This is a genomic window from Weissella confusa (assembly GCF_004766315.1).
Classification (GTDB): domain Bacteria; phylum Bacillota; class Bacilli; order Lactobacillales; family Lactobacillaceae; genus Weissella; species Weissella confusa_A.
In genome coordinates this window covers 1-14,346 of the sequence record NZ_PVSN01000016.1, presented here as the reverse complement: position 1 = coordinate 14,346, position 14,346 = coordinate 1, and the positions used below count along the sequence as shown (strand labels likewise).

The 14,346-nt window shown below is 42.2% G+C and carries 15 protein-coding genes and 1 pseudogene; 3 read left to right on the top strand and 13 right to left on the bottom strand.

What is annotated here, in order from left to right; genetic code table 11:
- Positions 1 to 254: 254 nt before the first annotated feature.
- A complete protein-coding gene (locus C6P11_RS02540) occupies positions 255 to 494 on the top strand; it encodes a DNA-binding protein (RefSeq protein WP_135394496.1) in 240 nt (79 codons plus the stop codon).
- Positions 482 to 694, top strand: a complete 213-nt coding sequence (locus C6P11_RS02535; RefSeq protein WP_210114216.1) for a hypothetical protein — start codon at positions 482 to 484, stop codon at positions 692 to 694. The genes C6P11_RS02540 and C6P11_RS02535 overlap by 13 nt, the downstream gene beginning before the upstream one ends.
- A gap of 42 nt (positions 695 to 736) precedes the next feature.
- Here the strand turns inward: C6P11_RS02535 and C6P11_RS02530 are convergent, their stop codons facing one another.
- The 12 genes from C6P11_RS02530 to C6P11_RS02480 all read right to left on the bottom strand — a co-directional run bounded on the left by C6P11_RS02530 (position 737) and on the right by C6P11_RS02480 (position 11,816).
- The gene (locus C6P11_RS02530) at positions 737 to 2,071 is read right to left on the bottom strand and encodes a dihydrolipoyl dehydrogenase family protein (RefSeq protein WP_135518320.1); all 1,335 of its coding nucleotides are present in this window, start codon (positions 2,069 to 2,071) and stop codon (positions 737 to 739) included.
- A 603-nt stretch (positions 2,072 to 2,674) separates the two neighbouring features.
- Positions 2,675 to 3,217 (bottom strand): DUF4236 domain-containing protein, encoded by a 543-nt coding sequence (locus C6P11_RS02525; protein WP_135518318.1) that lies wholly within the window; start codon positions 3,215 to 3,217, stop codon positions 2,675 to 2,677.
- Between the two features lie 255 nt (positions 3,218 to 3,472).
- Positions 3,473 to 3,985 (bottom strand): hypothetical protein, encoded by a 513-nt coding sequence (locus C6P11_RS02520; protein WP_135518316.1) that lies wholly within the window; start codon positions 3,983 to 3,985, stop codon positions 3,473 to 3,475.
- Positions 3,986 to 6,023: 2,038 nt separating this feature from the next.
- Positions 6,024 to 6,452, bottom strand: a complete 429-nt coding sequence (locus tag C6P11_RS02515; RefSeq protein WP_348628385.1) for an HNH endonuclease — start codon at positions 6,450 to 6,452, stop codon at positions 6,024 to 6,026.
- A 419-nt stretch (positions 6,453 to 6,871) separates the two neighbouring features.
- Positions 6,872 to 7,291, bottom strand: a complete 420-nt coding sequence (locus C6P11_RS02510; RefSeq protein ID WP_167849515.1) for an ArpU family phage packaging/lysis transcriptional regulator — start codon at positions 7,289 to 7,291, stop codon at positions 6,872 to 6,874.
- Between the two features lie 212 nt (positions 7,292 to 7,503).
- Complete coding sequence (pnuC, locus tag C6P11_RS02505) at positions 7,504 to 8,259, bottom strand: nicotinamide riboside transporter PnuC (protein WP_135518310.1); 756 nt, start codon at positions 8,257 to 8,259, stop codon at positions 7,504 to 7,506.
- 22 nt (positions 8,260 to 8,281) lie between these two features.
- Positions 8,282 to 8,416, bottom strand: a complete 135-nt coding sequence (locus C6P11_RS11370) for a hypothetical protein (RefSeq protein WP_280950182.1) — start codon at positions 8,414 to 8,416, stop codon at positions 8,282 to 8,284.
- 77 nt (positions 8,417 to 8,493) lie between these two features.
- A complete protein-coding gene (locus C6P11_RS02500) occupies positions 8,494 to 8,736 on the bottom strand; it encodes a hypothetical protein (protein WP_135518308.1) in 243 nt (80 codons plus the stop codon).
- A 49-nt stretch (positions 8,737 to 8,785) separates the two neighbouring features.
- The gene (locus C6P11_RS02495) at positions 8,786 to 9,271 is read right to left on the bottom strand and encodes a RusA family crossover junction endodeoxyribonuclease (protein ID WP_167849514.1); all 486 of its coding nucleotides are present in this window, start codon (positions 9,269 to 9,271) and stop codon (positions 8,786 to 8,788) included.
- 254 nt (positions 9,272 to 9,525) lie between these two features.
- Positions 9,526 to 10,944 (bottom strand): DUF5906 domain-containing protein, encoded by a 1,419-nt coding sequence (locus C6P11_RS02490; RefSeq protein ID WP_135518303.1) that lies wholly within the window; start codon positions 10,942 to 10,944, stop codon positions 9,526 to 9,528.
- Positions 10,945 to 10,947: 3 nt separating this feature from the next.
- On the bottom strand, positions 10,948 to 11,358 hold the full coding sequence (locus tag C6P11_RS02485; RefSeq protein WP_135518301.1) for a hypothetical protein: 411 nt from the start codon (positions 11,356 to 11,358) through the stop codon (positions 10,948 to 10,950).
- Between the two features lie 59 nt (positions 11,359 to 11,417).
- Positions 11,418 to 11,816, bottom strand: coding sequence for an AAA family ATPase (locus C6P11_RS02480; RefSeq protein ID WP_135518299.1), 399 nt, complete (start codon positions 11,814 to 11,816; stop codon positions 11,418 to 11,420).
- A gap of 481 nt (positions 11,817 to 12,297) precedes the next feature.
- Between C6P11_RS02480 and C6P11_RS02475 the strand changes: the two are divergent.
- Positions 12,298 to 13,633: pseudogene (locus C6P11_RS02475) on the top strand (ISL3 family transposase).
- A 140-nt stretch (positions 13,634 to 13,773) separates the two neighbouring features.
- On the opposite strand, the gene C6P11_RS02470 reads toward C6P11_RS02475, so the two are convergent.
- Positions 13,774 to 14,346: HAD-IA family hydrolase (locus tag C6P11_RS02470; protein WP_135518296.1), on the bottom strand; the 573-nt coding region annotated here is incomplete at its 5' end.

Here is a 14,346-nt window from a genome sequence, read left to right as displayed (position 1 = left end):
GCAATCATATAAATCGGCTCAAGTCCGCGCGCTGTAAATGACGCATTACGTGAATCAGCCATTATTTCCTGTTTTAAATCCACAACCATTACCTCCAAAAAAATCGATACTACATCAATTATAGTACTGATTCATATTAACCCTGCTCTTATGCTAGATTTACGGACAGATTTTACTCTACGCTGTAAACTAATAGCATAGGAGCATTTTCACAAATATCACAAATGCAAAATTTATTAGATCAGTAACAAAGATTGGCCTTACAGGACAAACAACTGCTCGAAGAATACAAGGCAGAAAATGACAGATTAAAAGTTCTCAAAATGCCCTCACAGGAAACAGAATTCAAACACTTAGACAATCAATATAAAGATGAAGTGAACGTGAACGCTCTTAAAGAGAAGTTGGAAAATTTGCAGGAACAAATCAAAGATCAAAAAAGGATAGAAGAACAAGAAAAACCAAGAAAATGGTGGGGACTATGGCGAAAATAGATGATTCAGTTAAAAAGAAAGTTCCAGAATTGCGATTTAAAGGTAATTTATATGATGTGATGAAGTTAATCTTAGCTAAACGTGGGGTAAGTGTAGGACGAGCACGTAATCCTTTACCACATGTAGAAGATGATGAAATGGATCATGTTGAGGTAGTACGGCAACATATTGATGATGCAATTGCTGAATTTACTAAATAATAAAAAAACGCCGAGTCTCCTTAAAAGAGGCTCAGCGTTTTTTTAAATCTGTGACCAGACGTCCGCTCCCAAAGTAGGGAAGAGAGGTACGATGCGGCCTAGTTGTTCAGCTGTATATTGAAACTCAATTGCTGGTAATAAAACGTTAATTGCATCGGCAGCATGTTCACTAACTTCAGCTGCTCCTACAAGATGATGGTCTTGATCGTAAATCAAGGTGTTATCACCAATTGTTTCCTTATCAACTTGGCGGAACCATCCGTCAGGAAGATGATTAGTTTTAATGGTGTAATCAGGATTTTGCTGAGCTTCTTCGACGCTCATACCAACCTGTGCGATTTGTGGTGAGGTAAAGACAATGGTTGGGATGGGCGGATAGTTGATTGCGTCAGTAGTCTTTCCTGTGAAAAGTTGGGTTAAATAACTAGATTCAAAGATCGCAGTCGGGGTGAGCTTAGGCTGTTCTTTATCAAGCACATCACCAGAAGCATAGATGTTATCAATGTTAGTTTGAAGATGATTGTTAACTTCGATCCCGTTAGCATTGTAACTAACGCCCACTTCGTCTAATCCGATGTTTTCGATGTTAGGAATTCGTCCGGTAGCATCCAAAATCCAGTCGGTGGTGAGGGTTTCGTGATCGTTATAAGACACGGTAAAATGAGAACCGTCTTCCTCAAAACGATCCACCTGAGCGTTGTAAATGAACTTCACCCCTCGTTTTTCGAGGTCGGCAATGACTTGTTTTACGTAATCTTGATTAAATTTGCGCAACGCCCGATTATGGCGTAAAAGTACAGTGACGTTCGCGCCGGCAGCATTGGCAATCGTGGCAAATTCCATGCCGATATAGCCCGCGCCAATAATTACGATATTTTCAGGAAGCTGTTTGAGGTTCATAAAATCGGTACTGTCATGCGTAAGTTCTGAGCCCATAACATCTAGATGGTGGGGACGTAGCCCCGTTGCAATCACGATTTTGTCAGCGGTGTAGCGCTGTTGATCCACTTCGATGGTGTGAGCATCAACAAATTTTCCACGACCGTGAATAATTTCGATGTCAACAGAGTCGAGTAAACCAGTAATCATGTCCGGCAAGCCGTCGATGACTTCGTGTTCATGTTCTACATTGGCAGTCCAATCCAGCTTTAAGTCACCATTTACAATGCCATCAAGGCGTTCTTGGTGGCGTAAAAGTTGAACCGGGTTGTCCAGCGTAATTTTCGCGTTGCATCCACGGTTTGGACAAGTTCCCCCGATTTTGTCCGCTTCGATAATGGCGACTTTTTTACCACTATTAGCTAGTGGAACCGCCCCGTCGAAGGCACCATGCCCCGCGCCTAAGTACAAAACATCAAATTGATAACTTTCAGTCATTTAATTACCCCCATCCTAAATTTAGGTGAATAAACAATTACCATTGTTGACACGAGCATAGCAGAGGATAGGTGCGAGTTGCAAGCGATTGCAACTGAAGAGAACAAAAAGCAATCCTTAACTTTAAATAAGGATTGCTAAAAAATATCTTACTAACGTTTTAATGATTTAATCGATAGCTGCTCTTATGCTAGATTTACGGACAGATTTTCTTCTGCCCTGTAAACTAATAGCATAGGAGCATTCATTCTTTCTTCTTTTATTACTCAACCACTTCAGAATTACCTTCTTTCTTCCTTTATTACCTAAGTACATAAGTCCTCCTTATTGTAAGAATGCCAAATAAACTTTTTGACCACGGTACTCCCAGATACATATGACAAACCACCCCAGAATGCACAAATAGCCCGTAGCACACTCCTCAGAACATGCTACGGGCTTATTTGTGTACCATTATATGTCAGATGTCATTGACGTAGGTGTCAACATGGTGGTCTCTCAGGTGGGTATTGTATCAGCCTATCATTGCCACAAATGGCGACATTAGGTAACTTAAGTGGTGATATGGTGCTTCAGTGTGCTTATGTGTGCCTTTATGGCGTCTCAGTTATCCTTCGGCTCAACATTTTTGAATTCACTGCGATGGGTAGCTTGATATATCCCCATGCGCACCAGTGTTACTAACGCCCAAACAATCCACCCCAGTACAGGGAGAATCATTACCACAGGTATCACTGCCAGCAGGATAAGCATGGGTACGAATGTAATTGCCAGCCACTTCATATGCCACTGGTACTTCTTTGGCCAATGTTGGTATGATACTGGGCTGTCTTTAGGCGTGAGCGTCTTAGATGGCGCAGATGACTTACTCTTGCTTTCCTTCACCCATGAAATCCCCGTGCCTGGAATGCTAGTAGTTGTTCGTGTACGCCCATTAGCGGTCTTCGATGGCGCAGATGACTTACCCTTGCTCTCCTTCACCCATGAAATCCCCGTGCCTGGAATGCTAGTAGTTGTTCGTATACGCCCATTAGCGGTCTTTGTGTAGCGATATCCCTTACCGCCAACTGACCAGCCCATGCCACTCTTTGACAGGTTGATACGGAACGGCCCTGCCTTAATTGATTTACGGTATCTCATACCCATGCTATTACGCCTCCTCACCTATACCACTCAATGGTTTACATAAACTGCATTATCAACAGTACCCCAGTTACCAAGGGCTCATGCCACTTTGCTCAATCAGCAAAATTCACAATATCATCTGGGCTCCTCTGGGACACTTCACAAGCGCCTTAGGTGGCCGGATTTCACAATCTATACCACTTCAGTCCTCGAGCAGCTCAGGGTGCTTGTATAATCCATCTGGGCGCCTCTCAGAGCACCTGCTGTAACGCTCCCTTATTTGAACAGTCGTGACCAGAACCCCTTCTTATGCTCCTCTGAATCAATCTGTAACTGTGCTTGCGCTTGTAACCGTTGAGACTGGTCAGCAAGTTGTGCAAATTTATCAGCATATGCCTTAGCATCTTCAAGTGCTTCAATGTACTTCGTGTTCAACGTATCACGCTCCTCAGATACACCAATCAGCTCCTTCTCAAGACGTTCCTTGTCGTTCTGTACTGATAGACGTTCACGCTCGATACGTTCGTTATCTTTTGCGATACGATCGTTCTCCGCTATTAAACGTTCTACCTCCGCTTGAACACGTGCTAATTCCTTAGCTTGTTGAGCGTTCGATGATACAGAACCAATACTCTGGTCAACCGTCAAAGCTTGATAATCTTCTTCCGTTATACCTTGTTCAGCCAAATCCTCAATATTAATTGATAACCTGCCAGCACGCCGGTAAAGCGTTGCTCTTGTTATACCAATCTCTTTGGCCAACTGAGCCTTTGAATCAAATTTCCGCATGCGTACACCTCCGTATGATACACAGTCCACTTTATAATCCAATCATAACACCGAGGAACGGTTATCAATACAGTACAGGGTGAAATGTGTGTCAAAATTTTATAACTGAATGGTCGTTCTGTTAAACGTATCCTGTTAATCAATTATCTGTATCATAACATCAGGTGTATCGTCTTAACCGAATAGGGGTTCTGCTATGATTGTACAAAAAAAGCATTCCAGAATGGTGCTCTAGAATGCCTTCTCAAGGAAAATACTGGCTACGCAATGTAAGTATATCGCCATCGTAGTTGAATTGCCACAGGTTAACCGCTGGAGACAATGTGCTACTGGCTATCGCAACGATGTAACCATAAGCATTCTGGTAACGCTACCCACCAACGCACGTTGGTCAATTGAACATGATGTGAAGCCGATTCAGTTAGTATCACGTATGCTATGCAACAACCGGCACTCAGTAGCCTCAAGCCGGCAGGCCCTAATCAATTGATTACATCAATAAAGTCATTGACATACAAGCCCCCGTAACACTTTGAAAGATTTGAGCATTTGAAGATACAGTTCACCCATAGTCAGCATAAATGAACTGTATCAACATCAGTAAAAACACTTCTCAGAGTTCTCGCACCGTCAATCACAAGACTAGTTCAATCTCACACTTTTAAGGCGTCAGGAGCCGTATACCTGCCTTTTAGCGGTTTCCCGCTGGTGTGAGCCAATAAAGCTCCGTAGACCGTCCAAAATCACGTTACACGTTTATTCTCGGCGGTGTTTTGCCACCCACAAGCCCAGTTCAGCATATGATTACCCAATGTAATCACGTAGCCTTTTCATGTCACCATGTTGGAAGCCAGAGGCAGTGTTCCTTATATGCGCTCCCCATACCCCTGAACAACCATAGTCTGTAGTTGATCAGGGAATGCTGTTGAATAAAGGCGGTGCATTTTCCGCCCCTGAATAACAGGATATGTCGATAACGGGTACATTTTAACCGTTGCCAGATGATTCCATAAGTACAAAAAAAGATTCCATACGTTACGTGCCTCAATCAACACGCTTGTACGGAATCCTATTGATAAGTCCTAACTTTTACGTCCTGTGTGGAGCTTACCTACTTGATTCAACTTCTGAATATGGTATACTGAGTATACGAATTAGGAAGTTAAAAACGTGTCAAATGACTTGTTCTCATTTGGCACAGCTTGTAATTGGAACGCCAATTCCTATTACTCGCCTTTCTAAATATTTAATTGATGTGTTAATCATATCAGTTAAGCGGTTCCAAGTCAATGTAGCCTCGTGCTATCAAGGTCTTGGGACAGTAAACAGCATTTACTCCCATAGTAACGCTGAACATATATTGAAGTCGGTTATCAAGTCCTCCAAAGACAAGTGACTGGCTTTTTTTATTGCTCTGAAACGCACTGAGAGGTCAAAGTTGCACAGATTAGTGGGCAACCTATCACAACAGATGCTTATATGACGCCTCCTAGCGCACAAAAAAAAACTATGGTGAACCGGATTATTCCCATATTTAAATAAAGACATTAAAGATTTTTATTAATATCACGCATTGTCTAATCTAGTAAAAAATTAATTACTAACGACATTCTATTAAATTAGACATATATAATTGACCTAGGTGTCAACATTAATCATCTTATCATCGACACCCACGTCGACCTAATGTAATTATGGACCGTCACCTTTCGCCACAAGTTGCGACATAAATAGGCTTTTGAGTAACGGAAAATCTCATGAGTACACCGGCACATCAAAAAAAACTAAAAATTGAACGCTCAACTCTTCATGTCTGCCCACTTAGCTAATTGTTAGGTGGGGCTTTTTGTTTTGTTATGAGGATGAAATTCGTTGCCTATACAAAAAGTCCTATTTACTTTGAAAAATAATAATAACTGCAGCGTGTTGAAGAGACGGCACCATTTGATATTCGGTTACCTCCTAAGCGACGTAGGCGGGGGTACAAATGATTTTAAATTATCAATCGACTAATTAGCCACCCGAGAACGAAAACGTCTCACACGCGCTCCTGTGGCTTCTCACGCAATACGTTACGCCACCAGTCACGACTTGCATGCCTCAACACATTCTCACTCAGCTTCTTCTCAACTGACGTCTTATGATTGTGCTGTGCCCTAGTCAGTAGCCATAGGTTGCTTGTGTCTAGCTGCTTGTTCTTGGGTAGTAGTCGTCTTGGTATGATGTGGTCTACTATCAACTCACCGTCGTCCCATAGCCTACCGTCAACCGCGTCAGCATAACCATCACGGCTCTTAACGTATGCGCTTATCTTCTTCCACTGCTTGGTATTGTAGAAGCCATCGTGAAGCTCTTGGCGCCTTGTACTGTCATACTCTTTGGTCGCCTGTGATAGTTCATACTGTCCGCGTAACGTCTGAGCATTGCGGTCTGCATTTGCCTGCTTAGCATGTACATACTTATTCATGCGTGCTTCATAATGTGGCTGACAATATGTCCAACCTGGTTTAATCAGCTCACGGCAACCAATCTCTGCACACCTATGCATTCTCATTGCGTCGCTCCTATTCAGTACAAAATAAAAACCGCGCGCTCACATATCCGGAGCCACGGCACGAACAACAAAATTAGAAAGCATATCCTTATGCTTTATTGATATGTACACCAGTCGCCACATACAAGGCACTGGCACGGTAATAACTAATAAAGTTGTCCTTTAATTAGTTTGTTGTGTATGTATGCATGTGGTCATGCTTTGTTTCAATTTTTCTACAATATCATTGTAGGTTGTATATCTAGCAATTGGCACGAAGTAATCGAGCAACGAATGCGAAATAAAACCCGCTGCCGATCAACTCTCTTGTTGATTTGTAGTGGGCTTTTTGTCTATTTAAAGACTCTTAGTTCTAATGTGTCAGCGAATGCGAATGCGAACATAATGAATGCTTCATTGATGATGTTCTGCCCTTGCCGTTCGCTGTATGGGGTGCGATCGCTTATCTGCTCCCAAGTAAGTTGCTTGTAATAGCGTAGTTCCATGAAGTGACGATAAGGTTGGCGCAGTCCTTCAAAGGCTTCGTTAATTGCAGCAAGATACATCTTCGCTTGTGTGTGCATCGAATATTTGTCATCTGTTGCATTCCCATAATGACCACCGCCTGGCATACCGCTAATAACTGGTGACTTAATACTGACGTAATCAATATGTGCTTGTTGTTGCAATCTGGGGAAGTCGTCCTCAAAGAATTCACGTACCTTTGCGCGCGTTGCAACTTCATCTAATTCCTTCGTATAAAGAAATCCCACAGCGTCGCCTCCTTGTAAGCGAATATCTGTTCACTTATTCTTTCTGATAACAACACGCTTATTCGGGTGTCGTTCAATTTCAATCTTGTACATGTACGCCGCTTCAAGCGTTGAAAATGTACGATGCTTAATCAGCCTTGTGTTAGTACGTTCAAATCCAGATGAATCTAAAAACTTATCTAGCTCAAATACTCGTGCTAAGTATGGCTTACTCATCGTGCAGCCTTCTTAAACCAAGGACTAGCAAAGAACGCCACAAAGTCATTAGCCATATATAGCATGTAAGTGAACATCAATATCAAGCTTGCTTCACCTTGCATAGCTGTCATCGTCCACAGAACGATTTGTGCGATGCCTTGTAAGAACCATAGATAATAACTCTCGCTGAACCGCAAAGTCGTTAGAACGGCTCCTGTGATACCAATAGCAGCAGTTCCAGCGTCAACCAATGGTCGTGGTGACTTCATGATGACCAAATCGAACCAATAAAGTGCTGCATAACTTGCAATGAACACCAGAACAAAGAACCAGTACGTCTTGAAGAACGCTTGTTTCTCACCTCGTGCCTTAACCTCACTAATCTTGCGCACCTTTGCTGAAACGTCACCTGACCAACCTGGAATAAGCAAAACTGGCAAATCAAGCAAGACGATGTACACGCCTTGCAGAACCGCATCAGCTGGGTTGTGTGCATTTACCGCAACACCGATGTATATCAGTGCTGAAATCAGTCCAAACAGCCCATTCAACGGCTTAGCGTTGGTAATTGATAGCGTAGTTATGAAACCAAGCACTGCCGCCAACATCGTCCACAATGCAACGCCCGTAATTGGGTTCGCCAAAGTTTGGCCAATGATGAACCCAGCTCCAAACATCAACAAATTGTAACTTGGCAACGTCCAGCCCTTCATTTGTTCAACATACCAGCGTGGGTTGAATACGTTGGTAATAACCCGTTCATTATCCATTATTCTTCATTGCCTTCTTTCATTACTTAGCCTCCAACTCAATCTGCTTCAATGCTTCACGCGCTTCGTTGTAACCAACGGCTTTACGGAACTCCAACCAGTTCGGGTATCCACATTCTTTTGCGTGCTTCTTCATATCCTGTGCAGTCGCTCCCATGATTACCACTCCTCACGTCCAATGCTCATGTCGAATACGACATACATTGGCATTTTCTTACCCATGTTTTCCGCCTCTTAAAAAATATATCCAAACATAATCGCCATTTCACCCAAGAACACAATGGCAAATCCAACTAATAGTTCAATCATTGCTCGAACATTGTCCTTTTGACGCTTCTTCAACTCTTCAATTTCATCATTTGCTTCGTTAAGCATTTGAAATACGACTCCATTCAACTTCCATTGAGAAGCCCTGAACTCATTCAAATCACTGTCTGTCTTGTAAGTCCCTGTTATATGTGTGTTTGTTGCAGTCATCGTTCAATCTCCTTAATACCCACCAACTTATGTGCCTTTTCAGTCATCCTTACACCCGCCAAATTTCAATTCGAAGCGCCCGTGTGAAACTCATCATCTTTCGGCTGCGCTTATCAATAATTTGTGCATCATCAAAGCCAAGCGCTTTTTGCATAGCGTCCAGTGTTGGCTTTTCCATGTTGTCTAAGTCTTTAGTTGATCTCGTTGTTTGCTTAATTCGTGTCTGATAAAACACCAAACTAACTGCCAGTGCATCATCTGTATTGATTTCCAACTTCGTCTTGTCGTTCAACTCGTCCAGCGCTTGAACCAATTCGTCTTGGTAGTCGTGATAACCCTTCGGTCTGAACTTGCGTTGCCCGTTTTGTCCCATCATGTTTCCAGATGCGAACTCATGGTCCAACTCAATCAGCGCGTCAAAGATTTTCACACTACCAACTTGGTCACTGCCACCTTTCAAACTGTCCAACTTGTCGTTCAACTGTTTAAACTCACGCTTAAGGAAGTTTGCCAAGCTTGTAAATAATTCGTTCATAGTCATTTTTCTCTGATGTAGGGTTATGGTGTCGGGTTATGTAGGGTTAAATTAAGCAGGAACCCAGTCACACCAAGGCTTAATGGAAAAATGACGGGTTGTACAGTCTATATATACTTATTTTATTTTTTTTACTTTTTCTATTTTTTTAAATAAAAAGAAATAACTATACATACCCTACATAAGGTATATATACCAAGGGTTTAACCCACAACCGAACCCGTAATAACCCTACACAACCCTACATTTACGAGTTATCCGCCTTTCACTTCATAGACGACGCCTTCTTTTGTACGCCTCTTGTTGGCATAATTTGCCATTTTCCTGCCAAAGGCGGTTGTGCTCATTGGATCATTGTCCTTACTGATATCCAAACTCACGTAATACTCGACGAACTTATCATATAGCTTAAACGCTTGATATGTTCCTGGTTGCAAGTTTCCAAACCATTCAGCGAATGGGTCAGTAGCGACGATATCATCAACAATATTGCCAATAATTTGCCAATCTTCCTTTTTGGCCTTCTGAAACATTTCAATCGCATACGTGGCCAAAGATGGAATTTCATCTTGAAGCTTTTCTTCTGGGAACAACTCGTCACGACGTGCTTCTTCGTCTGCATCTACAAAAGGTGCAACCGTCTTGATGATATGCAATCGACGTTTAATCGCTCCGGCATTGTTGAAAATTGGCATCTCGTTAACGTTGATAATCATCTTCGCTGTTATTTTATATTCGCTTCCATCAATACCTTTTCGTTCAACTGGTGAAAGCCCGCCACCGGTGACTGATTTGAATGTATCGTCTTCCTTAATACGTGCTCGACTGGCATCATCATCAATCATCAATGACTTATCAACGAAGCGCGCTGTTTCAAATCGTGCCTTATCACCTTGGATATTCTTCAACTTGAACGCCCCAACTCGTTGTGAACCAAACAAAGCTTGAGTGAGCCTAGTCACGAAATATGTCTTACCAGTTCCACCAATTGGATCAAGCAAGAACAACGCGCCTTGCTTCCAGTTCATGTCGTTTTGGAAGGCGTAACCCATCCAAGCCCAAAAGAATCGTGCGTTATCTCCAAAAATATATTGTGAATACGCAATCCATGTATCTGGGATTTTGTCTGGATCAGGTTCAAAATCGAACCCACCGATGATGTGCATATTCTTTTCTGGCGGGAAAAACTCGTTAGTTTTAACGTTGAGTGTCCACTCTTTAAATGCAATGTACTTTGGCTTGACTGTGTCGTCAAATGTTCGTGACTGCTCAATCAGATACGACTTTACGTCTCGTTGCAATTCACGCTTCTTATTTGAGCTGATATGCAGCATGTCTGTGATAGCCACGATTGAAACATCAATCATGTTATAGATGTGCCTAACCGGCATACGCTCCCAGTAGTTACCGTTCCACTTGTAGCCCCAGTCATTTATAATTGCGTATTCGTCGAAATTAACCATCCACTTTGAGAACGCCATGACTGAGTTGATAGTGTACTTAATATCACCGTGCTCACCGTCAGAAGTTTGATTTTTAATCGTTGAACTGAGCCATTCCAACTTGTCTACAAAGTCGGTAGTTCCATGACCCGCATGAACATCATCTAGCGAGTGCGGAATCTGTATCTGTTCAAATGCTCGGACAGACCTAAGTTGTAATTCGCTTTCCATGATCTATCCCTTCAATAAGCGTCGTGTCTTGTTAGTAATATCTTTACCTGGGTTGTCGAGTAGTTGAGCGATGTTTGAGTTGTAAAGCGCCTCAATAAGGTCATCATCTGTCACACCAGCAAATGCCTTAGCAACTCCACCGATTAAACGAGTCAAGTTGTTATCACGCTCGCCCTTGTTGAAGGTGATGCTGTGCTTTTCCACATAACCAGAGATGAAACTCGTGAGATTCTCAACGGTTGGTGAATCAAGCCCACTGAAACCATTGCCAGCCATAATCGGTACAAATCCTGATTCCTTCAACTCCGCTTTAACCTTGTATCGGAATCGTTCTTCAACGTCCCACGGCACAATTGTTCCGCTCTTCTGCAGTGGTAGCCCCATGAGTCGTGAAACCGTCTTTGAAGCGGCCAAGTCTACCCCGTAGTTGAGCAGGTTAAACCTGGCCTTTGCAAAAGCGATTGTAAGCTCATCTACTGCCTGTCCAAGTAGCCTTGGGTCAATTGCTTGATGTCACCACTTAGATGAATATTTGCATCATCAACGGATTGTAACTTCAATAGCAATGAATTAAGGTTCGCACTTGGATATTGTCCAATCTCATCAATAAAAACTTCGTGTTCTCCGTTGTATGAGCCTTCCAGTACAAAAACATTGCCGATTAAATCATTTAACTTGTTGCGTTCGTTTTCAGATGAAACAACATGCTTTCTTTCTTTGATCATTGATACAATATTCTGTTTGCTGGCATTTGTTGGACTAGTGATAAAAACATCTTCACCTTTTAATTTAGCTTCCAATGCCTTTGTTACTAGTGAATAAGTCTTTGAGGTGCCTGGTTCCCCAATTGTTAAATCAAAATTCTTTGTCATCTTTAAATCTCCTTTTTTCTTTCTGTGTTTGTTAAGTGTGCAAAAACAATATTGACTCTCTTGAGTGGCGTTCGTTTTTGCACACTTTGCTAAAAAAAAATAAATAGCCTTCTATTTTAATATACATAAAACCACCCAAAGTGTAATATGAGTAAACCATATTACTCACATTTAATTACCACCTGTCGTGAGCGCAGCGAGCGGGTTATTTAATTATTCCCCCCCTTATATATCGTTCACTTCTCAATCAAAATATTCACATTTTGAGCAAATTAGTTGAATTTAATTTAAAACAACACAAAAAGACCCCTAAACATGTGCTTAGAGGTCTTTTATAGGCTCTAAAATATTTGGTACTGATGACCACTCTCTCACGCGATTGGTTGTTGGTACCTTTTTTTGGTTTTTTGGTGTAAAAATAAAAAAGGACAGACCAGCTGCAACCAGTCTGCCCAAAATACCCTCGAAAGGATATCCCAACATGGATAACGATATCAGAATTTTTAATTGGATTAACAGACTTAAATGTCGATTTTGATCCAAAAGCAGAACAACACTGCAATGAAACTAATCGCAACGGAACCGCTACAATTACTTGGAATCTCCTTCTGACATACGCTACCAACTGCCAAAAATGCGGAACTCCAATGGTTCACAATGGTACCAAAATGGTTACTCATAAAGGGACACGTAGCGCATTCGAGTTTCAAAACTATAGAATTCGAAAGCAAAAATTTCTATGCAAGAAATGTGGACACACGTCCATTGCGCAGCTCAGCGACATTCAACCAAACAACCATATCATCGATAAAGTTAAACAAACCGCAGCAATGGAACTAAGTGAAAACGTTAGTCAAAAGCACATCGCCTTAGATAACAACATATCAATGCAAACCGTCATGCGCGCAGCTGAAGGCTTATTCGTTTACAACAAAACAAATTTCCATTACCTGCCACAAAACATCGCGTTCGATGACTTCAAATCAGGTAAGCTCGCAACTAGTGGAATGAGCATGATTTTAATCGATTCTGTTAACCACCGCATTCTAGATGTCATGAAGGATCGCGGTGCTGGTCAGCTCCGCGCCTATTTCAATCAATACAGCCCAGCAGCTCGAGCTGCTGTTAAAACCATAACAGTAGACTTATTTACTCCTTACCGAGCCATGATTAAGGATTTGTTTCCAAACGCAAACATCGTGGCTGATAGATTTCACGTTGTAACTCAAGCATACCGTGAACTCAACAAGGTTCGAATCAGCGTTATGCAGCAATTCGGATCAGATAGAAAAGAGTATCGCCAACTAAAGCGGTTCTGGAAACTACTTATGAAGCACGAAACTGCACTTGATTACACGACCCGCAAAAATCGAATCAATTTTAAGCATGCCTATTTAACTGATAAAGAAGTTATCGACCGCCTACTGGCGCTCTCTGATGAACTGCGTGACGCATACGCTTTCTACCAAGGGATTCTTTACGCCATCGAAACTCGTGATGAAACTGAACTCAAGTCTGTTCTATACCCCACAAAAAATGATGCCCAATACCGCTCATTGCCAAAGGCAATGAAGAAGGCTCGTCGCACTATCCGCAAGCACTTCGACGAAATAATAAACAGCTTTATCTACGGATTCTCAAATGGGCCAATTGAAGGTTCAAACAATAAAATCAAAGCAATTAAGCGCACGGCATAAGGCTTCCGTAGTTTCAAAAACTTCCGTCTACGTATTCTTATCTCATTCAAGAATAGTTTCTACTCAATGAACTATAAGCAAAAGGCAGCTGATTTCAACAATGTGAATTCAGCTGCCTAAGCAAGGTTCAAAATATTAAATTTTACCGATCATCAGTATCATTTGACTTTGAACCGGCTTTGAACCTGGAAACCGATGGCCTATTTAGTGGCAAACTTATTTGAGTGGTTTATTTTTTTGAGATTATCAACCGTGGTGAGTTAATCAAATTTTGCCGCAATGTTAGCTAAGGTGACCTCAGCTGTGCTAGCAAAATTAAGGTTCGCCGCCGCGAGTACGGTCGCATCCCCAATCCCCAACGAGACTTCACCGGCCCCGTTGATTGACGCAATTCCGGCTGCCGAATCTTCTAAGCCCATGACTTGTTCCGGTGGCAAGTTCAAGATTTCAGCTGCGCGGACAAAAATTTCTGGATCAGGCTTACCGGCATGTAGCGTTGCTGGGTCAACAATTCCGACAAAGCTATCCGTTAAGCCAAGCTGATCCAAGATAAACGGTGCGTTCTTTGACGCTGAGGCAACACTGGCCTTGTAGTCCTTGTCGTTCAATTCCTTGATGAAATCTGCCATCCCCGGCAAAATATCGTCCGGCGTCAAACCAGAAATCAATTCAACATAGTGGTTATTCTTCCAAGATGCCAATGCCACCTTTTCATCGTGTGTGTAGTCATCTTGCTTGTTACCAGCCTTCAAAATCATCTCAAGGCTGCCCATGCGGTCAATCCCCTTCAATGACTCTTGCAATTCTGGCGTCCAAGTCACGTTTACTTGGTC

Excerpts from the sequence above, each read along its gene's own strand:
- C6P11_RS02535 (WP_210114216.1), top strand. The coding sequence starts at position 482 with ATGGCGAAAATAGATGATTCAGTTAAAAAGAAAGTTCCAGAATTGCGA.
- C6P11_RS02530 (WP_135518320.1), bottom strand. The coding sequence starts at position 2,071 with ATGACTGAAAGTTATCAATTTGATGTTTTGTACTTAGGCGCGGGGCAT.
- C6P11_RS02525 (WP_135518318.1), bottom strand. The coding sequence starts at position 3,217 with ATGGGTATGAGATACCGTAAATCAATTAAGGCAGGGCCGTTCCGTATC.
- C6P11_RS02520 (WP_135518316.1), bottom strand. The coding sequence starts at position 3,985 with ATGCGGAAATTTGATTCAAAGGCTCAGTTGGCCAAAGAGATTGGTATA.
- C6P11_RS02515 (WP_348628385.1), bottom strand. The coding sequence starts at position 6,452 with ATGAATAAGTATGTACATGCTAAGCAGGCAAATGCAGACCGCAATGCT.
- pnuC (WP_135518310.1), bottom strand. The coding sequence starts at position 8,259 with ATGGATAATGAACGGGTTATTACCAACGTATTCAACCCACGCTGGTAT.
- C6P11_RS11370 (WP_280950182.1), bottom strand. The coding sequence starts at position 8,416 with ATGGGAGCGACTGCACAGGATATGAAGAAGCACGCAAAAGAATGTGGA.
- C6P11_RS02500 (WP_135518308.1), bottom strand. The coding sequence starts at position 8,736 with ATGACTGCAACAAACACACATATAACAGGGACTTACAAGACAGACAGT.
- C6P11_RS02495 (WP_167849514.1), bottom strand. The coding sequence starts at position 9,271 with ATGAACGAATTATTTACAAGCTTGGCAAACTTCCTTAAGCGTGAGTTT.
- C6P11_RS02490 (WP_135518303.1), bottom strand. The coding sequence starts at position 10,944 with ATGGAAAGCGAATTACAACTTAGGTCTGTCCGAGCATTTGAACAGATA.
- C6P11_RS02480 (WP_135518299.1), bottom strand. The coding sequence starts at position 11,816 with ATGACAAAGAATTTTGATTTAACAATTGGGGAACCAGGCACCTCAAAG.